This window comes from Paenirhodobacter hankyongi (assembly GCF_003664585.1).
Taxonomy (GTDB): Bacteria; Pseudomonadota; Alphaproteobacteria; order Rhodobacterales; family Rhodobacteraceae; genus Rhodobacter; species Rhodobacter hankyongi.
Genome location: NZ_RCHI01000011.1, coordinates 34,910 through 56,324 on the forward strand (window position 1 = coordinate 34,910; position 21,415 = coordinate 56,324).

General features: G+C 68.3%; 19 protein-coding genes. 13 read left to right on the forward strand and 6 right to left on the reverse strand.

What is annotated here, in order from left to right:
* Nucleotides 1-29: 29 nt before the first annotated feature.
* Nucleotides 30-440: a hypothetical protein gene (locus DYS74_RS11830; RefSeq protein WP_121533904.1), complete on the reverse strand. Its 411-nt coding sequence runs from the start codon at nucleotides 438-440 to the stop codon at nucleotides 30-32.
* Nucleotides 441-515: 75 nt separating this feature from the next.
* On the reverse strand, nucleotides 516-1,658 hold the full coding sequence (locus DYS74_RS11835) for an alkane 1-monooxygenase (protein WP_121533905.1): 1,143 nt from the start codon (nucleotides 1,656-1,658) through the stop codon (nucleotides 516-518).
* Nucleotides 1,659-1,767: 109 nt separating this feature from the next.
* Between DYS74_RS11835 and DYS74_RS11840 the strand changes: the two genes are divergently transcribed.
* Nucleotides 1,768-2,397: a lysoplasmalogenase family protein gene (locus tag DYS74_RS11840; protein WP_245965271.1), complete on the forward strand. Its 630-nt coding sequence runs from the start codon at nucleotides 1,768-1,770 to the stop codon at nucleotides 2,395-2,397.
* A gap of 54 nt (nucleotides 2,398-2,451) precedes the next feature.
* The gene (gene ftsY / locus DYS74_RS11845; protein WP_121533907.1) at nucleotides 2,452-3,501 is read left to right on the forward strand and encodes a signal recognition particle-docking protein FtsY; all 1,050 of its coding nucleotides are present in this window, start codon (nucleotides 2,452-2,454) and stop codon (nucleotides 3,499-3,501) included.
* An 18-nt stretch (nucleotides 3,502-3,519) separates the two neighbouring features.
* Here the strand turns inward: ftsY and DYS74_RS11850 are convergent, their stop codons facing one another.
* Complete coding sequence (locus tag DYS74_RS11850) at nucleotides 3,520-4,104, reverse strand: MgtC/SapB family protein (protein ID WP_121533908.1); 585 nt, start codon at nucleotides 4,102-4,104, stop codon at nucleotides 3,520-3,522.
* Between the two features lie 24 nt (nucleotides 4,105-4,128).
* On the opposite strand from DYS74_RS11850, the gene DYS74_RS11855 reads away from it, so the two are divergent.
* The 4 genes from DYS74_RS11855 (at nucleotide 4,129) to folE2 (ending at nucleotide 8,162) form a co-directional block, all read left to right on the forward strand.
* Nucleotides 4,129-5,034: an EamA family transporter gene (locus tag DYS74_RS11855; RefSeq protein ID WP_121533909.1), complete on the forward strand. Its 906-nt coding sequence runs from the start codon at nucleotides 4,129-4,131 to the stop codon at nucleotides 5,032-5,034.
* A 14-nt stretch (nucleotides 5,035-5,048) separates the two neighbouring features.
* The gene (locus DYS74_RS11860; RefSeq protein ID WP_121533910.1) at nucleotides 5,049-5,681 is read left to right on the forward strand and encodes an inner membrane-spanning protein YciB; all 633 of its coding nucleotides are present in this window, start codon (nucleotides 5,049-5,051) and stop codon (nucleotides 5,679-5,681) included.
* A gap of 126 nt (nucleotides 5,682-5,807) precedes the next feature.
* Entirely contained in the window at nucleotides 5,808-6,986 is a 1,179-nt protein-coding gene (locus DYS74_RS11865) for an aminotransferase class V-fold PLP-dependent enzyme (protein WP_121533911.1), read from the forward strand.
* Nucleotides 6,987-7,052: 66 nt separating this feature from the next.
* Complete coding sequence (gene folE2 / locus DYS74_RS11870) at nucleotides 7,053-8,162, forward strand: GTP cyclohydrolase FolE2 (RefSeq protein WP_121533912.1); 1,110 nt, start codon at nucleotides 7,053-7,055, stop codon at nucleotides 8,160-8,162.
* 148 nt (nucleotides 8,163-8,310) lie between these two features.
* Here the strand turns inward: folE2 and DYS74_RS11875 are convergent, their stop codons facing one another.
* From DYS74_RS11875 to DYS74_RS11885, 3 genes are all read right to left on the reverse strand, one after another.
* Nucleotides 8,311-8,685 (reverse strand): ribbon-helix-helix domain-containing protein, encoded by a 375-nt coding sequence (locus DYS74_RS11875; RefSeq protein ID WP_121533913.1) that lies wholly within the window; start codon nucleotides 8,683-8,685, stop codon nucleotides 8,311-8,313.
* A gap of 24 nt (nucleotides 8,686-8,709) precedes the next feature.
* Nucleotides 8,710-9,267 carry a DJ-1/PfpI family protein gene (locus DYS74_RS11880; RefSeq protein WP_121533914.1) on the reverse strand — a complete coding sequence of 186 codons (558 nt, stop codon included), beginning with the start codon at nucleotides 9,265-9,267 and terminating at the stop codon, nucleotides 8,710-8,712.
* 78 nt (nucleotides 9,268-9,345) lie between these two features.
* Entirely contained in the window at nucleotides 9,346-9,861 is a 516-nt protein-coding gene (locus DYS74_RS11885) for a hypothetical protein (RefSeq protein WP_147435498.1), read from the reverse strand.
* Nucleotides 9,862-9,979: 118 nt separating this feature from the next.
* On the opposite strand from DYS74_RS11885, the gene DYS74_RS11890 reads away from it, so the two are divergent.
* The 7 genes from DYS74_RS11890 (at nucleotide 9,980) to DYS74_RS11920 (ending at nucleotide 21,376) form a co-directional block, all read left to right on the forward strand.
* The gene (locus DYS74_RS11890) at nucleotides 9,980-12,433 is read left to right on the forward strand and encodes an ATP-dependent helicase (protein ID WP_121533916.1); all 2,454 of its coding nucleotides are present in this window, start codon (nucleotides 9,980-9,982) and stop codon (nucleotides 12,431-12,433) included.
* Between the two features lie 266 nt (nucleotides 12,434-12,699).
* A complete protein-coding gene (locus DYS74_RS11895; RefSeq protein ID WP_183077518.1) occupies nucleotides 12,700-14,007 on the forward strand; it encodes an SEL1-like repeat protein in 1,308 nt (435 codons plus the stop codon).
* An 18-nt stretch (nucleotides 14,008-14,025) separates the two neighbouring features.
* Entirely contained in the window at nucleotides 14,026-16,383 is a 2,358-nt protein-coding gene (locus DYS74_RS11900; protein ID WP_121533918.1) for a sulfatase-like hydrolase/transferase, read from the forward strand.
* A 214-nt stretch (nucleotides 16,384-16,597) separates the two neighbouring features.
* Nucleotides 16,598-17,647: a UDP-glucuronic acid decarboxylase family protein gene (locus DYS74_RS11905; RefSeq protein WP_121533919.1), complete on the forward strand. Its 1,050-nt coding sequence runs from the start codon at nucleotides 16,598-16,600 to the stop codon at nucleotides 17,645-17,647.
* Between the two features lie 2 nt (nucleotides 17,648-17,649).
* Nucleotides 17,650-18,639: a UDP-glucose 4-epimerase GalE gene (gene galE, locus DYS74_RS11910; protein ID WP_121534001.1), complete on the forward strand. Its 990-nt coding sequence runs from the start codon at nucleotides 17,650-17,652 to the stop codon at nucleotides 18,637-18,639.
* A gap of 29 nt (nucleotides 18,640-18,668) precedes the next feature.
* Nucleotides 18,669-20,483, forward strand: a complete 1,815-nt coding sequence (locus tag DYS74_RS11915; protein WP_245965272.1) for a glycosyltransferase family 2 protein — start codon at nucleotides 18,669-18,671, stop codon at nucleotides 20,481-20,483.
* Nucleotides 20,480-21,376, forward strand: a complete 897-nt coding sequence (locus tag DYS74_RS11920; RefSeq protein ID WP_121533921.1) for a glycoside hydrolase family 26 protein — start codon at nucleotides 20,480-20,482, stop codon at nucleotides 21,374-21,376. Before DYS74_RS11915 ends, DYS74_RS11920 begins: the two co-directional genes overlap by 4 nt.
* Nucleotides 21,377-21,415 lie beyond the last annotated feature (39 nt).

Sequence of the window (21,415 nt, forward strand, 5' to 3'; positions counted from 1 at the left end):
CCGTGCCGCGGGGGACAGGGCCGGGCGCTTCAGACCCCCAGATCCGGCCCCGGGCAGTTCAGCGAGGTCGTGCTTTCCTTGAGCGAGATCAGCGGCTCGCCGTCGTCGCGCCCCTCGAACCGGGCGACAAGCCCCTCGGGGCTGTCGTGGAAGGTCCAGCACTGCAACGGCGTGTCGTCGTGATAGTCGAAGCAGATCTGGTCGCCCTGCTGGAACCAGTCGCCCTCGTGGCACTCGCCCTCGGCGAAGGCCCAGACGACCTTGTGGCCGGGGCGGTATTCCTCGATGCCATAGACCTGCCCGCCGGCGGAATAGGTGATCGTCTTGCCCTGCGTCCGGGCGTCGAACTCCTCGGCGGTCATCGGCGGGCCGATCTCGGCCGCGGCAAGCGGCACCGCGGCGAGGGCGAGGAGAAGGGGCAGGATCAGGCGGGCGCGCATCGCGGGGTCTCCGGTTCGGTCGCGCCAGCTTGCCCCGGATCGGCGCGCCGGAAAAGCCAAAGCGCCGTGAACGGGCTAAAGCCCGCGGGCGGGCTTGCGCAGGGCGCGGGCCCGGGGGTCCATCACCCGGTGCCACAGCGCCGGGATCAGCGCGAGCGTCGCCATCGCCGGCAGCGAGCGGGGCAGCATCGGCCGCCCCTCGGCCGCGGTCTCGCCAAGGCGCAACTCGGGGTAGGGCCGGGCCGGATGGGCGTGGTGGTCCGAATGGCGCGGCGCGTTCAGCATCCACAGTGACGAGACCGGATCGGGCGCGTCCCAGCTGTGGCGGGCGCTGACGGGCTCGTATTGCCCGGTCCCGGTCTGCGCGCGCTCGAGCCCGTAATGCTGCACGTAATCTGCGAGCAGGATCTGCATCTGCGCGTAAAGGCAGAGCGCGAGATAGGCGAGCACCCCGGCAAGGCCGAAGAGCAGCCCGACGAGGAGCACGCACCAGATCGCGCCGAGGACATAGCTGACATAGGGGTTCACCGCGGCAAGCCGGGCGCGCCAGTCCTCTGGCGCAAGGCGCTTGCGCCGCGCCTCTTCCATCTGCCATCCGGCAATGAAGGCGCCGGTCCAGGCCTGCGGCGCGAAGGCCCAGAAGCTTTCGCCCAGCACGGCGCTGTTCGGGTCGTCGCGGGTGGCGACGAAGCGATGATGCACCAGCCGGTGCGCCGAGGCGTGATGGCCGTAGAGCAGCGAGATATAGACCCATTTGCCCAGCACGAAGAGCCGCTTGTCGGCGCGGTGGATGAGCTCGTGCGCGTTCGAGTTCGACACCTGCCCGAAGAACAGACCGCAGGCGAAGAAGAGCGCGATGCGGGCCGGAAACGACAGCCCCGTCGCCCCGGACAGCGCCGCGACGCCCAGGAGCAGCAGTCCGAAATGCGCCACTGCCAGCGCCACCGAGAGCCGGTCGGCGGCGGGAAACTCGCAGCCCCCGGGGGCGTCGGGGGCGGCATGGGCGATCAGACGGTCAAGGGCATAGATCAGCCCGCCGATCCAGGCGACGGCGAGCCAGGGCCAGAGCCCGCCGAAGAACGCGCCAAGCACGATGAGCGGCACCGGCGCGAAGGTCACGGCGGCGAAGAGGTCGATCCCGGGCACGGCATGCCCGATCGTGCGCAGCCCCTGCGCGAGTCCGGCAAGGCGGGCGGAAAGGTCGGGACGGTCTGACATGGCACTGCTCTCGGCGCGTCTTCTGGCGTTTCGGGGCAGTCTAGCGCAAAATCGGGCCAAGTCAGGGCGAAGGCTTGCCGCAGGGCGGATTTTCTGCACGACTGTGGACATGAGCCTATTGACCGATCCGCTTTTCCTGATCGCGGCCGCGCTGGCGGTGCTGTATCTGCTGCGCTTTGCCGCGGCCGCGGCAAGCTGGCCGAAGACCGCGGTGAAGACGCTGTCGGTGGCGCTGCTGGCCGCCATCGCACTGCGCGCGGGGGCGCCGCTGTCGCTCTCGCTTGGGCTGATGCTGGGGGCGCTTGGCGATTTCTGCCTGTCGCGGCCGGGGCGGGGGATGTTCCTTGCCGGTATGGCGGGGTTTGCGGCGGGGCATCTGGCCTATCTCGCGCTGTTCCTTGGGCTGGGCGCCGGGGCGCCGCCGTTGCTGCCGGCGCTGGCGCTGCTGCTTGTCGTCGGTGCCGCGGTGCTGTGGATCGCGCCGCGGGCCGAGGGGATGGTTGCGCCGGTGCGCGGCTATATCGTGGTGATTGCGGCGATGACGCTCGCGGCGCTCGGGCTTCCGGGCGCGCCGCGGCTCGTCTTCGGCGCGCTCGTCTTCGTCGCCTCGGACTTCGTTCTCGCGCTGCTGCTCTTCGTGCTGGCGCCCGGGCGCGGCGCGCGGGCGGCGGCCTTTCTCGTCTGGGCGCTCTACTGGCCGGCGCAGGCCTTGATCCTTGCGGGCGGGCTTCTGCCCTGAGCCCTTCCATCGCGCGCCCGCATCCAGTAGGTGAAAGGAAACGGAGGTCCCCCGATGTCGTTCTTTTCCAAGCTCAAGTCGCGCCTGACCCGGTCCTCCTCGAGGCTTGAGGAGGGGCTCGAGGCGATCGTCGCCGAAAGCGCCGAGACCGAGGCGCCCGAAGCGGCGGCCCCCGAAGCGCCGGCGCCGGCGCCTTCCGCCCCGGCCGAAGAGGCGCGCAAGCCCGGTTTCCTCGGCCGGCTGCTGGGCCGCACGGGCGAGGAGGCGCCGCGCCGTGTTCTCGACGATGCGATGCTCGAAAGCCTCGAGGAGCTGCTGATCACCTCCGACATGGGGGTGGACACCGCGCTGCGGGTCACCGCGAACCTTGCCGAGGGCCGGATGGGGCGCAAGCTCTCGGTGCCCGAGATCAAGGCGCTTCTGGCCGCGGAAATCGCCCGGATCATGGAGCCTGTCGCCCGGCCGATGCCGCTTTACGCCAAGCGCCCGCAGGTGGTGCTGGTCGTCGGCGTGAACGGCTCGGGCAAGACCACGACGATCGGCAAGCTCGCCTCGCAGTTCCGCGCCGCGGGCAAGACGGTGGTGATCGCCGCGGGCGACACCTTCCGCGCGGCGGCCGTCGAACAGCTGAAGGTCTGGGGCGAGCGCGCCGGCGTGCCGGTGCTGACCGCGCCCGAGGGCTCGGACCCGGCCTCGCTTGCCTTCGACGCGATGACGAAGGCGCAGGAGGATGGGGCCGACCTTCTGATGATCGACACCGCCGGGCGGCTGCAGAACCGCGCCGACCTGATGGAGGAGCTGGCGAAGATCGTCCGGGTGATCCGCAAGAAGGACCCCGACGCGCCGCACAACACGCTTTTGGTGCTCGATGCCACCACCGGGCAGAACGCGCTGAGCCAGGTCGAGATCTTCTCGAAGATCGCCGATGTCTCGGGGCTGGTGATGACCAAGCTCGACGGCACGGCGAAGGGCGGTGTCCTGGTGGCGCTCGCCGACAAGTTCGGCCTGCCGATCCATGCGATCGGGGTGGGCGAGCAGATCGACGACCTCGCCCCCTTCGACCCCGAGGAGTTCGCCCGCGCGCTGGTGGGGGTGGAGGACTGAAGCGGCGATGACCCGGGGTCAGGCCATCGGGTCGGTGGGCGTGTGCCGGTGCCGCGCCTCGTCGTCGGGCGTCATCGGCAGGTCGGCATCCTCGTTCATCGCCCGCGTTGCGGGGCTTTCAAGTCGTTCCTCGATCCGGCGGAACACCCACAGCACGGTGACGGTGATGCCGGTCGCAAGCGCACCAAGCCCGATCCGCCCGGTGCCGCAGGCAAGCCCCACCGCACCGGCAAGCCACATGCTGGCCCCGGTCGTCAGCCCGCGCACCCGCCCGCCCGAGGTGATGATCGTGCCGGCGGCCAGGAAGGCGACGCCCGAGGTGACGGCGCCGATCAGCCGCACGATGTCCGAGCGCGCGCCGCTTGCCGCCCCCTCGGTGCGCGAGATGTCGACGAGTTCGAGCGCAATCAGCGCGAAGAGCGAGGCGGCGACGGCGATCAGCATGTGGGTGCGCAGCCCGGCCGGCTTGTGGTGCCATTCCCGCTCGAAACCGATCGTGCCGCCAAGGGCGAGCGCGGCCAGCATCCGCATCGTCGCCACCGAAGGTGGCGTGGCGGTGAAGGAGTCGGACAGGTCGGTCCAGAGCTGCGACAGGATCTGCATCGGTGAACTCCGTGGAGGCAGTGCATGAGTGACCTTATCGCCTCGCTCGAGGGCACGCCAGCGGGGCACCACGCGGCGCTCGCGCTCGCGCTGATGGCGGCCTTCCTGCATGCGCTCTTCGGGGCGCTGCAGAAGGGGCGGCACGATCCCTGGATCAGCCGCGCGGCGATCGACGCGAGCTATGGCCTGATTGCCGCGCCCTTCGCGCTGTTCGTCGTGCCCTGGCCCGAGCCGCACATGTGGCCGATCTTCGCCACGGTGGTGGTGATCCACATCGGCTACAAGTTCGCGCAGGCGATGACCTATGCCCGCGGCGCCTATACCGTGGTCTATCCGGTGGTGCGCGGCACCGCGCCGCTCTTTGCGGTGATCGGGGCCGGGCTGCTTTTCGGCGAGCATTTCACCCTGGGCCAATGGGCGGGGGTCGGGGTGCTGCTCGCGGGGATCTACGGGCTGGCGCTCTACAACCTGCGCCACGTCACGACGGGCCGCGAGACGATGGTGCCGGCGCTGGCGCTCGCGGTGCTGACCGGCGGATTCGTCGCGCTGTACACCACCTATGACGCCTATGGCATCCGCGCCACGGCCGATCCCTTCACCTTCCTTGCGTGGTTCTTCTTCCTCGACGGCTGGTTCATGCCGCTCGCCACCCTGCGGCGCTGGCGCCACGTTCCGGGCTCGGAACTGCTGCCCTTGCTGAAAAGGGGTGTGCTTGGCGCCTTTGTCGCCTATTTCTCCTTCGGTGCGATCATGCTCGCCACGCGGCTTGACCGGGTGGGCGAGGCCGCGGTGCTGCGCGAGACCTCGACGGTCTTCGCGGCGCTGATCGGCTGGCTCGTGCTGGGCGAGAAGGTCGGACCGCGGCGCACGGCGCTGATGGCGCTGATCGCCGCCGGCGCGGTGATCGTGGAATTCGCGGGCAACCGCTGAGAACGGATGACGACATGAGCGGCAAACGCAAGATCAATCCCTGGCTGAAGGCCGCACTCGATTTCGGGCCGCTGCTGGTCTTCTTCATCGCCTTCAACCGGCTCAAGGACGCCCATGTCGCCTTTGGCGGGCAGAGCTATTCGGGCTTCGTGCTGGCCACGGCGATCTTCGTGCCGCTGCTCGTCGTCTCGACGCTGATCCTGTGGCGCCTCACCGGCCGGCTCTCGCCGATGCAGGTGGCGACGCTCGTTCTCGTCGTGGTCTTCGGCGGGCTCTCGGTGTGGTTCAACGACCCGCATTTCTTCAAGATGAAGCCGACGCTGATCTATCTGCTCTTCGCCGCGCTTCTGGGCTTCGGGCTGGCGCGCGGCAAGCCCTGGCTGCAGCTGGTGATGGAAGACGCGATCCCGATGCGGCACGAGGGCTGGATGATCCTGACGAAGCGGCTGGTGATCCTGTTCCTCGGCCTTGCCGTCGCGAACGAGGTGATCTGGCGCACCATGTCCGACGCCGCCTGGGTCAACTTCAAGACCTTCGGCCTGACGGTGCTGATGTTCGGCTTCTTCATGGGGCAGGGGAAGCTCTTCTCCCGCTACGCCGTTGAAAAGCCCGGCGAAGATGGCACCGAGGGCGGCGGAGAGGGTTGATCTCGCCCGCGCCGCCCTTATTCAAACCCTTGAATACAAGGCCGAATTGCAGGCCCGCGCGGCTGCGGCAGGTTGACGCGCCGGGCCCGCGGAGTTAGGCCGTGTCACCTTTTCAGGAGAGGGCCCATGACGAAAGACTGGAACACCCGGACGAAACTCGTGCATGACGGCATCCGCCGCTCGCAATACGGCGAGATGGCCGAGGCGCTGTTCCTGACCCAGGGCTTCGTCTATCCCTCGGCCGAGGTCGCCGAGGCGCGCTTCATCTCCTCGGGCCCGGACGAGTTCATCTATGCCCGCTACGGCAACCCGACGACGCGGATGTTCGAGGACCGGATGGCGGCGATCGAGGGCACCGAAGACGGTTTCGCCTGTGCCTCGGGAATGGCCGCGATCAACGGCGCGCTGATGGCGCTGGTGAAGCCGGGTGACCATGTCGTGGCGGCGCGGCAGATGTTCGGCTCGTGCCTGCATGTGCTCAAGGTGCTCGCGACCTTCGGTGTCGAGGTGACGCTGATCGACGGCGCCGATCTGGCGAACTGGCGCGCGGCGGTGCGGCCCGAGACCAGGGTGTGCTTCTTCGAGAGCGTGTCGAACCCCGGGCTCGAGGTGATCGACATCAAGGGCGTGGCCGGGATCGCCCATGCTGTCGGCGCCGTGGTGGTGGTCGACAACGCCTTCGCCTCGCCGATCTTCTCGCGTGCGGTGGCGCTTGGTGCCGATGTCATCGTCTATTCCGCGACCAAGCATATCGACGGCGGCGGCCGGGTGCTGGGCGGCATCGTGCTTGGCACGCGCGACTTCATCCGCGGTCCGCTTGAAACCTATGTCAAGCACACCGGCGGCGCGATGAGCCCGTTCCACGCCTGGATCCTGCTCTCGGGCCTGCAGACGCTGGACCTGCGGGTGCGGGCGCAGGCGGCGAATGCGGTGGCGGTGGCCTCGGCGGTGGCGGGGCATGCAAAGCTTGCGCGCACCATCTATCCGGGGCTCGCCGACCATCCGCAGCACGCCCTGGCGATGGAGCAGATGGGGGCGGGCGGCACGATGCTGTGCCTCGATCTGGCCGGCGGCAAGGCGGCGGCCTTCCGCTTCCTCGACGCGCTGCGGATCGTCTCGATCTCGAACAACCTCGGCGATGCGAAGTCGATCGCGACCCATCCCGCGACCACGACGCACAAGAACCTGAGCGAGGAAGACCGCGCCACGATCGGCATCACCGAGGGGCTGGTGCGGATCTCGATGGGGATCGAGGACACCACCGATCTGGTCGGGGACATCCGCGCGGCGCTGGACGCGGCCTGAGTTTCCCTTGGACTTTCGCGGCCCCGGTCCCATATGGTCCGGGGCCGCGACCGACCGGAGGGACAGATGAACATGCACGAGCGCAGCAACAGCCCCGACACCGAGGCCGCGAAGGCCGCGCTGGCCACGCTGCGGGCCTGGGCCGAGCGCGCCGACCCGGTCGAGGTCGCCCGGCTCGACCCGGCGATTGCGCGGCTGCTGCCGGGGCATCTGCTGTCGAACTATCCCGATCTGGTGCGGACCTATGACGCGGAGTTCCGCCCCGATGCCGCCTACAAGGACGGCATGCCCGATCTGCAGAACGGCCCTGCCTCGCTGATCACCGGGGCGCATGCGTCGATCGCCCATGTCGGGATCTCGAACTTCCGCCTGCCGATCCGCTACCGGCTGCGCCCGGGCACCGACAACCCGCCCGGCGAGGTCACGCTCGAGACCTCGGTCACCGGCACGGTCAGCCTCGATGCCGAGAAGAAGGGCATCAACATGAGCCGGATCATCCGCTCCTTCTATGGCCATGCCGAGCGCGAGTTCTCCTTCGAGGTGATGGCGGCGGCGCTCGACGGCTACAAGGACGATCTGGACAGTTTCGACGCCCGGCTGATGATGCGCTTTTCCTATCCGGTGCGGGTCGACAGCCTGCGCTCGGGCCTCTCGGGCTGGCAATATTACGACATCGCGCTCGAGATGGCGGATCAGGGCGGGCGCCGGCTGAAGGCGATCCATCTCGATTATGTCTATTCCTCGACCTGCCCCTGTTCGCTCGAGCTGAGCGAGCACGCCCGCACCAGCCGCGGCCGGCTGGCGACGCCGCATTCGCAACGCTCGGTCGCGCGGATCTCGGTCGCGGTCGAGCCGGGCAAGGTGCTGTGGTTCGAGGACCTGATCGACATCGCCCGCGCCGCGGTGCCGACCGAGACCCAGGTGATGGTGAAACGCGAGGACGAGCAGGCCTTTGCCGAGCTGAACGCCGCGCATCCGATCTTTGTCGAGGATGCGGTGCGGGTCTTCGCCGAGGGCTTGCTCGCCGATCCGCGGGTGGGCGATTTCCGGGTGATGGCGAGCCATCAGGAAAGCCTGCACAGCCACGACGCGGTGGCCGTGCTGACCGAGGGGCCGACCTTCGCCAGCGCAAGCCTCGATCCGCGGTTCTTCGCCTCGCTCGTGCACGCGGGCTGAGACCGGGTCGGGGGGCGCTGCCCCCCGGCTTCGCCTCCCCCCGAGGTATTTTCCGCAAGATGAAAGCCGAGCGGGCGGTTTCATCTTGCCCGAAATACCTCGGGGGAGTCTCCGGCACGGAGACGGGGGCAGCGCCCCCTCCACCAGTTCAATTCACGTGCAGCGCCTCCCGCTCCAGCCGCCGCGCCGCCTCGCGGGCGAGGATCTCGCGCGCGGGATGGGCGGCGATCGGCACGGTGAGATCGGCCGAGATCTCGCCCGCCGCGATCAATGCGTGATAGCGCGCGCAGCAGACCCGGAGGAACGAGGTGAAATTGCCGAGGTCATGATCGGCGTCCATCGCCTCGTGCCAGAGCCGGGTGATCAGCTGCGCCACACTCATCCCGTCGCGCGCGCCGATCTCCTCGAGCGTCGCCCAGAAGGCGTTCTCGATCCGGATCGAGGTGGCGACCCCGTCGATGCGCAGGCTGTGCGTGCGGCTTTGCCATTGGCCGGCATCGGCCTTGATGAAGAGTTCGCACATCGCGGGGCCTCCCTCCCGTTGATGTCAGAGCAGCGCCATGAACTGCCGCAGCCAGCTCGGATGTGCGGGCCAGGCGGGCGCGGTCACCAGCTTGCCATCGGTCACCGCCTCTGTCACCGCAATATCGGCATAGGTGCCGCCCGCCGCCGTCACCTCGTAGGAACAGGCGGGATAGGCCGAGCAGGTCCGCCCGGCAAGCACGCCCGCCGCGGCCAGCAGCTGCGCGCCGTGGCAGATCGCGGCGACGGGTTTGTCGGTCTCAAAAAAGTGCCGCACCATCGCGCGCACCTGCGGATCGAGGCGCAGATATTCGGGCGCCCGGCCCCCCGGCACCACAAGCGCATCATAGCCTGCCGGATCGACCGCGGCGAAATCGGCATTGAGCGCGAAATTGTGGCCGGGCTTCTCGGAATAGGTCTGGTCGCCCTCGAAATCGTGGATCGCGGTCTTCACTGTCTCGCCCGCCGCCTTGCCCGGGCAGACCGCATCCACCGTGTGCCCGCAGGCCAGCAGGCACTGGAACGGCACCATCGTCTCGTAATCCTCGGTGAAATCGCCAGTGATCATCAGGATCTTTGCCATGTTTTCCTCCCTTGGCTCTCCTCCGTCCTCAGCCTAGGCGAAGCGGGCGCGCCGCGGGTGGTGCGGGCATACTACGGTTCAGGAGGCCGCCGCAGCGCGGCGGGCCTCCCACCGCCGGGCGAAATCCTGCGCGGCCTGTGCGGTGGGGAAGGCGATGACGGGCACGATCACCACGGCGGGCGGCGCGTCGAGGAACAGGTGGCGGGCGGTGAGGCACACCTGCCGGATCGCTGCCGCGTCAATCTCCTGCGCGGGGGCGGAGCTGAGCTGCCAGAGGAGGGCGGGGCCCCGTTCGGCAAGCCGGGCCTCGATCGGCGCGGGAACGCGCCGTCGGGCACGGCGGCGCGCGGCGAGGCTCATGGCGAGACTGGCAAGCGCGATCTGCACGGCCACCAGCAGCAGAAGCCGCAGCAGCCCGGCAAGCTGCCCGGTGATCCAGTACGCGGGCAGGAGCAGCAGCCAGCCGGCTCCGGCCGCGAGCCAGAGGTAATAGGCGAAAAGGCGGGTGCAGCGCAGTGCCTGCGGCTGCGCCTCCCAGGCCAGCGCATCGGCCGGGGTGAGGGCAAAGCTCAGGTCGGTTCCGGTGTCGGTCATCATGCGGCCTCCGCGATGCGCGAGGTTTGTCGGGTGCGGCATGGAAGTCCGGCGCGAAGATGTGAACGGATGCGGAACAACTCTTGGCCTCGCCGGCGCGGACGGCTAGATTGCCGCCATGAGCAGTTATGACGACGATGATCCGTTCGAGGGGGCGCTGAGTCTCACGCAGCGCGCCATGCAGGCGATGCAGGGCGGTCCCGCGCCCTATCTCGAGGGGCTGAACCCGGCGCAGCGTGCCGCGGTCGAGGCGCTCGACGGGCCGGTGCTGATGCTGGCGGGGGCGGGCACCGGCAAGACCAAGGCGCTGACCACGCGGATCGCGCATCTGATCCATTCGGGCCGCTGCCGCCCGAACGAGATCCTGGCCGTCACCTTCACCAACAAGGCCGCGCGCGAGATGAAGGAGCGCGTGGGCCGGCTGCTGGGCGGTGCGATCGAGGGGATGCCGTGGCTGGGCACCTTCCACTCGGTCTGCGTCAAGCTGTTGCGGCGGCATGCGGAACTCGTCGGGCTGAAGTCGAACTTCACCATCCTCGACACCGACGACCAGATCCGGCTGCTGAAGCAGCTGATCCTGGCCGCGAACATGGACGAGAAGCGCTGGCCGGCGCGGCAGCTTGCGGGCATCATCGACGGCTGGAAGAACCGCGCGCTGACGCCCGAGCGGGTGAAGGGCGCCGAGACCGCGGCCTTCAACAACCGCGGCTCCGAGCTCTATGCCGCCTATCAGGACCGGCTGCGCGCGCTGAACGCCGTCGATTTCGGCGATCTGCTGCTCCATATGGTGACGATCTTCCAGACCCACGCGGATGTGCTGGCGCAGTATCAGCGCTGGTTCCGCTATATCCTCGTCGACGAATATCAGGACACCAACGTCGCGCAATATCTGTGGCTGCGGCTGCTGGCGCAGGGGCATCGCAACATCTGCTGCGTCGGCGATGACGACCAGTCGATCTATGGCTGGCGCGGCGCCGAGGTTGGCAACATCCTGCGCTTCGAGAAGGATTTCCCGGGTGCGGTGGTGATCCGGCTCGAACAGAATTACCGCTCGACCGAACATATCCTGGCCGCCGCCTCGCGGCTGATCGCGACGAACGAGGGGCGGCTTGGCAAGACGCTCTGGACCGAGGCGAAGGGCGGCGAGAAGGTGCGGCTGATCGGCCATTGGGATGGCGAGGAAGAGGCACGCTGGATCGGCGAGGAGATCGAGGCGATCGCTGCGGGGCGGCGCCCGGTCGGGGCGGTGCAGCTGTCCGATCAGGCGATCCTGGTGCGCGCCAGCCACCAGATGCGCGCCTTCGAGGACCGTTTCCTGACCATCGGTCTGCCCTATCGGGTGATCGGCGGGCCGCGGTTCTATGAACGGCTCGAGATCCGCGACGCGATGGCCTATTTCCGCCTGGCCGTCTCGCCCGAGGACGATCTTGCCTTCGAGCGCGTCATCAACACGCCGAAGCGCGGGCTGGGCGAGAAGGCGCAGGCGCGGATTCAGATGATGGCGCGCGAGGCGGGGCTGAGCCTGTTCGATGCCGCGCGCCGGCTGGTCGCGGCGGGCGAGATCGGCGGCAAGGCGGGCGGGCAGCTGCGGCTTTTCGTCGAGAATGTCGCGCGCTGGAACGCAGAGATCCGCGCCGCCTCGCCGGCCACGGCGACGAGCCCGGCCGAGGATGACGATGCGTTGATCGAGCTCGACGAGGGCGCGGTGCCGCCGGCGAACGATCATTCGCATATCCGGCTGGTCGAGCGCATTCTCGAGGAGTCGGGCTATGTCGAGATGTGGCAGAACGACAAGACCCCCGAGGCGCCCGGCCGGCTCGAGAACCTGAAGGAACTGGTCAAGGCGCTCGAGCAGTTCGAGAACCTGCAGGGCTTCCTCGAGCACGTCGCGCTGATCATGGACAATGACAGTGCCGAGGGCGAGGACAAGGTCTCGATCATGACCTTGCACGCGGCGAAGGGGCTGGAATTTCCGGTCGTCTTCCTGCCGGGCTGGGAGGACGGGCTGTTCCCGAGCCAGCGCGCGATGGACGAGACCGGGCAGAAGGGGCTCGAGGAGGAGCGCCGGCTGGCCTATGTCGGCATCACCCGGGCCGAGGAGCTGTGCACGATCTCGTTTGCGGGCAACCGCCGGGTCTATGGCCAGTGGCAGTCGCAGCTGCCCTCGCGCTTCATCGACGAGCTGCCTGCCGCCCATGTCGAGGTGCTGACCCCGCCCGGGCTTTACGGTGGCGGGTTCGGGGCGGCCGGGGCCTTTGGCGGGGCGGGCAGCGGCTTTGGCGGCGGTTCGCGGATGGAGGAGCGGGCAAGCCGCGCCGATGTCTACAACTCGCCGGGCTGGAAGCGGCTGCAAAGCCATGGCGCCCCGCCGCCGCGCCCGACCACCGTCACCACCGTCGACCATGTCGCCTTCGGCATCGGCGACCGGGTCTTCCACAAGAAGTTCGGCTATGGCGAGGTGATGGAGATCGAGGGCGACACGCTGGTGATCGAGTTCGACAAGGCGGGGGCGAAGCACGTCAAGGCGGGCTTCGTGACCGCGGCCGATGCGGCGGGGGACGTGCCGTTCTGAGCCCTCCGCCGGGGGCTGCCGCCCCCTCGCCGGACGCTTTGCCCAAAAAATTGGCCGAGATCAAAGACAGACGCCCCGAAAAGTGGGATCATTAACCTTACAATGGGGGGAGGGCTGTCATGCGTGTCATGCGTGTTTCGCCGTTGATCGCCACCGTGTCGGTTGCGGCAATTCTGGGAATTTCCGCTGTTCCTCAAGGGTTTGTGTTTGCACAGCAGACGGCGCCACCGGCGCCGGGACAGGCCGCGGCCGAGTCGCCGCAATCCTTGCGTGACCGCGGTCTTGCGCTGGTCTTCGGGCTTGATGGCATCGCGGCGGATGTGTCCGCGGGGGGCGAGCTGCTTGGCCAGGCGGCGGCGCAGGGCGATGTCCGGGCGCAGGCCGAGCTTGGCCGGATGCTGGTCGACGGCTATTACCTGAAGGCCGATCCCGCGCGCGGGCTGGCCCTGCTCGAGGCGGCGGCGACGGCGGGCGATGCGCGGGCGATGACCGCGCTTGGCGGCGCGCTCCTGTGGGGCAAGGCCGCGCCGGCCGATCCGGCACGCGCGAAGGCGCTGCTGGAAAAGGCCGCGGCTGCGGGCAATGCCGAGGCACGTGCCCTTCTGGGCGAGCAGCTGATCGGCGGCTGGATCCTGCCGCGTGACATTGCCGCCGGCAAGGCGTTGCTCGACGCGGGCGTGGCGGCCGGCGACGCCGCCGCACAGACGGCGCTGTCGGGGTTCTATCTCTACGGGATCGGGCTGCCGAAAGATGCCGCGAAGGCGCGCGATCTGGCCGAGGCCGCGGCGGCGCAGGGCAAGCCCCGGGCGCTGCGTCAGGTCGGCGAGATGGCGATGTGGGGCCAGCGCGACCCGGCGGGCGCCGAGGCACTGTTGCGGCGCGCGGGCGAGATGGGCGATGGCGAGGCCTGGGCGATCCTCGCCGAGGGGGCGATGTATGGCTACCTCGGCGGCGGTTCGGTCTCGCGCGCGAAATTCGCGGGCTTTGCCGAGCGGGCGCGGGCGGCGGGCAACGAGCGGATCGAGGTGCTGGATGCCACCCGGCAGATGTGGGGCATCTCGATGATCGCGAGCGGGCCGAAGACGATCGAGCGGTTGCAGGTGGCGGCGGATGCCGGCAATCGCACGGCGGCGCGCTTCCTCGTGGGGATCTTGCGTGACGGCAACCGGATGAACCTGCATCGGCGGCTTGGTGATGCCGATGCGGCGCTGGCGAAATACGGCACGGTGATCGGGCCCGATGACAGCTGGCGGCTTGGCCAGACGATCGCGGCGGCGCGGGCGCGCAAGCCCGCGGCCTGGGAGGCGCTTGCCGGTGCGGTTGCGGCGCGGCCGGATCTGGTTTCCAAGGATTTCGGCCGGGACCTCTACAAGGCCAACCCCAACGCCACGATCTACCTGCTGCAGAAGAAGCTTGCGGGCGAGGGGCTCTATCGCGGCGCGCTGGACGGGATCGCCGGGCGGCAGACACTGCGCGGGCTCTATCAGGCCTGCAGCCGGTTGCCGGACGCGCCGCCCTGCAATGACAGTGTGATGCGCCCCGATGTGCTCGGGGCGATTCTTGCAGCGCGGTGATGGAACCGGGGGGCGATCTTGCGTGAACGTCAGGGGGAGGCGCGCGGTCTGAACGAGATCCGTTCGGCGCGCGTGATGTGGGCGGGGGCGCTGCTGGGGCTGGTGCTTCTCGGGGTGCGGATCGTGGCCCTGCGCGGCGATCTGGCGGGACTGTCCCCGGGTGACGGGGCCGAACTCGTGCTGCGCGGCATGTGGCAGGACTGGCTCATCCTGCTGGCGCTGACCTATGCCACGATCACCGTGCTGCGCGGCGAGGGGCCGCGGGCGGGGCGGGTCGCGGCGGCGCTCTATGGCGTGCTCGCGAGCCTTCTGATGCTGTGGGGGATCGGCAATCTCGTTGCCCTCGACATGCTGGGGGCGCCGGTGACGATGGACTGGGTCGCCTATTCCGACATCGCCCATACCGACGTGATCCTCGACAGCATCTGGCACCTCGTCTCGCCGCTCGCCTTCTTCGGCGTGGCCGCTCTGGTCGCGGCGCTGGTGCTGGGCGCGCGCGGGCTCGCCGGCTGGCGCGCGCCGGGGGCGGCGCTGTTGCTCGGCCTCTTCGGGCTGGGCATCGTCTCGGGCGCCGCGCTCGATACTGCGCCCACCGGTGTCGCGCGGGCGCGTCTGGTGAACCCGGTCTGGGCCTTCCTGCGCTCGATCGGCCGCGCCGATGGCGATGCCGCGGTTGCCGCGCTGGAGCGGGGCAATGCGCAAAGCGCCTTTGCCACCGTGCCCGGGCTGCCGCGGCCGGCCGATCCGCCGAAGAAGATCCGCAACGTGCTGCTCTATGCCTATGAATCGACGCCCGCGCGCCGGGCCGAGGGCTGGGAGGGCACCGTGCCCGTCACCCCGCACCTGAAGGCCGAGCTTGCCCATGCGCTCGCCTTCGATCGCGCCTACGCGCATGTGCCGGCCTCGAACTATTTCCTCGTCTCGGCACTCGCCGGGCTGGTCCCCGAGCTTTCGACCACCTCGATGACCGAGACCGGGGTTCTGGCGGGCTTCCCGAGCCTCGCGCGCGAGATGCAGAAGGCGGGCGCGCGCACCGCTTTCTTCAACTCCTCGGACAACCGGTTCCAGAACACCGGCGGTTTCGTCACCGAGATGGGCTTCGAGCATGTCGTCGATTATCGCGACTGGACCTGCGATCAGGGCGTGTTCGAGGTGCAAAGCGTCACCGACCGCTTCCTGAACACCTCGTCCGACCTGTGCACCGCCGACCGCATCGCCGAGTGGATCGACGCGGCGCCGAAGCAGCCCTTCTTCGTCACCTTCCGCACGGGGATGACGCATCACCCCTATTTCCCGGGGCCGGATCTGCAGCCCTATTCCGACGATCCGGACCTGAACCGCTATCTGAACGCGCTGCGGGTGGGCGACAGCGCCTTCGGGCGGCTGATGGACCACCTGCGCGAGACAGGGCTTGCCGACGAGACGCTGGTCGTCGTGCTCGGCGATCATGGCGAGGCCTTCGGCGAGCATGGCACCTATGTGCACGCCTCGGGGCTGTTCGAGGAGAACGTCCACATCCCCTTCGCCTTCATCAACCCGCAGCTTTTCTCCGGCAGCCGCAGCGACCTGATCGTCGGCATCACCGATGTCGCGCCGACGGTGGCGGACCTGCTCGGCCTGCCGCGCCCCTGGCAGTGGGAGGGGCATTCGGTCTTTGCGCCCGAGCGCCCCGACGGGGTGATGTTCTTCGCGCCCTGGAACGGGTTCCAGCTCGGTTTCCGCGAGGGCGCGCGCAAGTACATCTACAACGCCAGCACCGGCGAGAAGCGGCTGTTCGATCTGTCCGCCGATCCGCTCGAGATGGCGGACCGGGCGGGCGACGTCGCGGCGGCAGAGGCCGCTCAGGCGACGCTGGCCGCGGCTGTTGCGGGCCATGACGTGCATCTGGCGGCGGTGCTGTCGGGCAAGAAGCCCGCCGCCCCGGCCGCGACGCCGACCGAGGTGGTGCTGACCGTTTCGGGCACGCGTTTCGATGCCCCGCCGAAGGGCTGGGTGATGCTCGACGGCACGGATGTCGGCGGTTTCGAGGTGCCGGGTGCGGCCGATACCACCCATGCCGCGGCCAGTGCCGCGGCGATCTCGGCGGCGATGACCGAGGTGCGGCTGCCGCTGGCTGCCGGCGCCTGCGCGCGTCGTCTGGATGTCTGGTTCCTGAACGACGACTGGGCGGGGGCGGGCAAGACCGGCGACACCGATCTGGTGATCCGCAAGGTGACGGTCGGCCCGACCACCTATTTCGCCAACCGTTTCCGTCTGCTGACCGCGAATGCGGGCAAGATGGATGGCGAGGATTTCCGGCTCTGGCGCAAGGGCGGCGTGGCCATCGACCTGGATCTGCCGGCAGATTGCGTAAATGCGGCTTTGGCTGGAAATTAGGCGGGCACTCGCGCAAGGCGATATCCGGACATTAAGAATACAACCTAGAGTATTGCTGGTGCATAGTATTTAAACATCATGAACTTGATATGACTCAACAATAACAAGATTAAAAAGTATATAATAATTCCCGACTCCGGTAACCACTCGGTCCCGGAGCTCCCCAAGGCGCAAGGAGGAAATGCGTTTCGGGGTGGAAAGGGGGGATATCATTATGACGAAGCGTAAGACGTTTTCGATCCGCTTCGACCCTCAGGGCGAACAGCCCTCCGGGCGCAGCGGCAGGACGGTTCTGGTGGCGGGAGGCGCCGGGTTCATCGGCTCCAACCTGATCCGACGATTGCTTGACCATGGCGACAGGGTGATTTGCGTCGACAATCTCTCGACCGGGCGGTTCGAGAATATCGGCACCCTGGTCACCCATCCGCGGTTCGGCTGGATCCAGCATGACGTGATCGAGCCGTTCACCGTCGCCGGGCCGATCGACCGGATCTATAACCTTGCCTGCCCGGCCTCGCCGCCGAAATACCAGGCCGATCCGGTGCATACCTTCAAGACCTCGGTGCTAGGGGCGATGAACCTGCTCGAGCTCGCCGAGGCGAAGCGGGCGCGCATCCTGCAAAGCTCGACCTCCGAGGTCTATGGCGATCCCGACTGCAGCCCGCAGCCGGAAAGCTATCGCGGCAACGTCAACACCGTCGGCCCGCGCTCCTGCTACGACGAGGGCAAGCGTGCTGCCGAAACGCTGTTCTACGAAAGCCACCGCACCAGGCGGGTCGATATCCGCATCGCCCGGATCTTCAACACCTACGGGCCGCGGATGGACCCCGAGGACGGGCGCGTGGTGTCGAACTTCATCGTCCAGGCGATCAGCGGCGCGCCGCTGACGGTCTATGGCGATGGCACCCAGACCCGTTCCTTCTGCTATGTCTCGGACATGGTCGACGCGCTTCAGATGCTGATGGAGGCTCCCGAGGCCACCCAGGCGATCTATGCGCCGGTGAACCTCGGCAATCCGGGCGAGTTCACCATGCTCGAGCTGGCGCAGATGGTGCTCGAACTGACCGGCGCGCGCGGCCCGCTCGTGCATCTGCCGCTGCCGAAGGACGACCCGCTGCAACGCCGTCCCGACATCACCCGGGCGCATAACCTGCTTGGCTGGGCGCCGAAGGTGGCGCTGCGCGAAGGCCTGCTGCCGACGATCGCCTATTTCCGTCAGGAACTTCTGGCGCAGCAGCGGATCAGTGCGGGTGGCGTGGCATGACCCTGCCGAAGACAGTGCTGGTGACCGGCGGTGCGGGCTATATCGGCTCGCATTGCTGCAAGGCGCTGGCCGAGGCGGGGTGCATCCCGGTCACCTTCGACAACCTCTCGCGCGGCCATGCCGATGCAGTGAAATGGGGGCCGCTGGTGCGCGGCGACCTGCGTGACAGGGCGGCGGTTCTTGCCGCCCTGCGCGCGCACCGGGCCGAGGCGGTGATCCATTTCGCCGCGCTCGCCTATGTCGGCGAAAGCGTGGCCGAGCCGCAGGCCTATTACGACAACAACCTCGGCGGCATGATCGGCCTTCTCGGCGCGATGCAGGCGGCGGGGCTGACGCAGATCGTGTTCTCCTCGAGCTGCGCGACCTATGGCACGCCCGACCGGCTGCCGATCTCGGAAGACATGCCGCAGGCGCCGATCAACCCCTATGGCCGCACCAAGCTCGTCTGCGAATGGATGCTGCGCGACGCGGGCGTGGCCTGGGGGCTGCGCCATGTCGCGCTGCGCTACTTCAACGCGGCGGGGGCGGATCCCGCAGGCGAGGCGGGCGAGCGACACGACCCCGAGACGCATGTGTTGCCGCTCGCGCTGCTTGCCGCCTCGGGCAAGGGCGGGCCGTTGCGGATCTTCGGCACCGACTACCCGACGCCCGACGGCACCTGCATCCGCGACTACATCCATGTCACCGACCTGGCGCGCGCGCATGTGCGGGCGCTGGACTATCTGGCCGGGGCGGGCGAGAGTGTGGCCCTGAACCTCGGAACAGGGCAGGGGGCTTCGGTGCGCGAGGTCGTGTCGATGATCGAGAGGGTGACCGGGCGCGCTGTCCCGGTCCTCGAGGAGCCGCGCCGTCCGGGCGATCCGGCGGCGCTTTACGCCGATATCGCGCGCGCCGGCGCCGTTCTGGACTTCCGGCCCGAGTTCGGGCTCGAGCGGATCGTCGCCGACGCCGCGCCCTGGTTCGGCCATGGGGATATCAAGGCCGGGCCATGAGCCGTCATCCTGCCCTGGAGCCGCGTCCGATGCTTGCACCGGTGGTGACGGGCCTCCGGGCCCTGCGCTATCGGCTGGTGATCGCGCTGTGGCTTCTGGCGGCGGGGTGGTTCTGGGCCTGGTGGCTGCAGCCCGCCCATCTCATCGGCCCGGCGCGCTACTGGCTTGTCACCGCGGCGATGGCCTGGATCTGGGGGATGCAGCTCTATTTCGTGCTGGTCTTCCTCTTCGCCCGCCGCTCGGCCGCGCCCGATCCCGAGGTGGGGCGCTGGCACGTCGCGATGGTGACCACCAAGACCCCCTCCGAGCCCTTCGCCGTGGTGCGCAAGACGCTCGAGGCGATGCTGGCGCAGGACTATCCGCACGACACCTGGCTTGCCGACGAGGACCCGTCCGAGGAGACCCGCGCCTGGTGTGCCGCGCATCGGGTGATGATCTCGACCCGCAAGGGGCTCGCGGAGTATCACCGTGCCGAATGGCCGCGCCGGACCCGCTGCAAGGAAGGCAACCTCGCCTATTTCTACGACACCTGGGGCTATCGCGATTACGACATCGTCAGCCAGCTTGATGCCGATCACGTGCCGCAGCCGGGCTATCTGCGCGAGATGCTGCGCCCCTTCGCCGATCCGGAGGTGGGCTATGTCAGCGCGCCCTCGATCTGCGCCGCGAATGCCGCGGAAAGCTGGGCGGCGCGGACCCGGCTTTACGCCGAGGCGGCGTTTCATGGCGTGTTCCAGGCGGGCTATACCGGGGTGCTGACGCCGATGTGCATCGGCTCGCATTACGCGGTGCGCACCGTGGCGCTGCAACAGGCGGGCGGGCTCGGGCCCGAGCTGGCCGAGGACCATTCCACCACCATGCTGATCGCTTCGGCCGGCTGGCGGGGCGTGCATGCGATCGACGCGATCGCGGTCGGCGACGGGCCGGCGACGCTGCCCGATCTGGTGACGCAGGAATTCCAGTGGTCGCGCTCGCTGATGAGCCTGTTGCTGCGCTATACGCCGGGCTATCTCGGCCGGCTGCCGCTGCGGCTCAAGCTGCTCTTCCTGCTGTGCCAGAGCTGGTATGCATTCTTCGCGATCACCATGGCGATGATGTATGTGCTGCCGATCCTGGCGGTGTGCTTCGACATCCGCTTTGCCGACGTCACCTATCCCGCCTTCCTCGGGCATTCGCTGCCCTCGGTCGTGGTGATGATCGCCTTTGCCTACATGATGCGCCACGACGGGCTGTTCCGGCCGCGCGATGCCAAGGTGATCGCCTGGGAGAAGGCGCTGTTCGTCATCCTGCAATGGCCCTGGGTGCTCTGGGGCTGCCTGATGGCGGTGTGGGACCGGGTGACCGGGCGCTTCGTGGATTTCCGCATCACGCCCAAGGGCGAGGCCGCCGCCGCGGTGCTGCCGCCGCGGATCTTCTGGCTCTACCTCGCTCTGGCGGCGGGCGCGATCGTGCCAGTGCTCATGGTCTCGAACGTGGTCGAGGCGCGGGGCTTCTACCTGCTCTCGATCATCAACGCGCTGCTCTATGTGACCTTGCTGGTGGTCATCCTGTGGCACCACCGCCGCGCCGCGCGGGCAAAGGGGCAGGCGCCGCGCGACGGCGCAGAATTCGCAAGATATGTCGCCGGTTTGACCCTTGTCATGGTGCTCTGTGCCGGGGGGATTACACTGCGAGGCGATGCGAGTCTTCGCGCACTCGCCGTCGGCCTTGCGCCGCTGAAACTGACCCGGGTCGAATATCTCGTCTCGGGGGCAGGCATGGGGCAGAACGGGGAAGTGCGGATCTTCTTCGCACCCGATCTGTCCGGCTGGTTCTCGAAGGAGAATGGGGAGGGGGAAAAATGAAGCATTCTTTCTGGACGGGCATTGCCGCATGTGCCGCGGCGCTTTGCCTCGCGGGGCCGGTTCTGGCCGCCCCCGTCGAGGTGCCACCGGGAGACATCCCGTTCGGTGTCTATGACCCGGACGGCGATTTCACCGACAAGACCCCGGTGGTGATCGAGCATCTGTTCCTGCCGTGGGAGGACGTCTACCTGCCGTCGCTGAACGATGCCGATCAATATGCGCTGGAACGGCACCGGGCACTTCTGGTCACGGTCGAGCCCTGGACCTGGTCGCGCAGCGAGCGCAACACCGCGCAATATCTGCGCCGGGGCATCGCGCGCGGGGAATATGACCCGAACATGATCGCGATCTGCGACGTGCTCGCCACGCTGAAGAGCCCGGTGACCCTGCGTTTCGCCCACGAGATGGACGACACCTCGGGGCAGTTCATCTGGGCGGGCTGGAATCCCAAGGATTACATCTCGGCCTATCGTCACATGATCGACCTGTGCCGTGCCCGTGCGCCCAACATCACCGTGATGTGGTCGCCGCTCGGCGAGAAGAACATGGCCGAGTACTACCCGGGCGACGACTATGCCGATCTGATCGGGCTCTCGGTCTTCGGGCTGCAGGCCTGGGACCAGGCGAAATACGGCCATGACCGCACCTTCGACGAGATCTTCGCGCCGCGCTACGAGCGGGCCGCGCAGTTCGGCAAGCCGGTCGTCGTCGCCGAGCTCGGCTATGTCGGCAAGGCCGATTATGTCCAGATGTGGAAGGACAGCGTGCGCGTCGAGAAGAAGGAATACCCAAGTCTCGTCGGCGTGGTCTATTTCAACCAGCACGAGGTCTATCCCTGGCCGGAGAACTTCGGTGCGCCCGACTGGCGCATGAAGAACCAGATCCTGCAATAGGGGTCCGGGACGGCAGAATTTCGCCGATCTTCTGCCCAA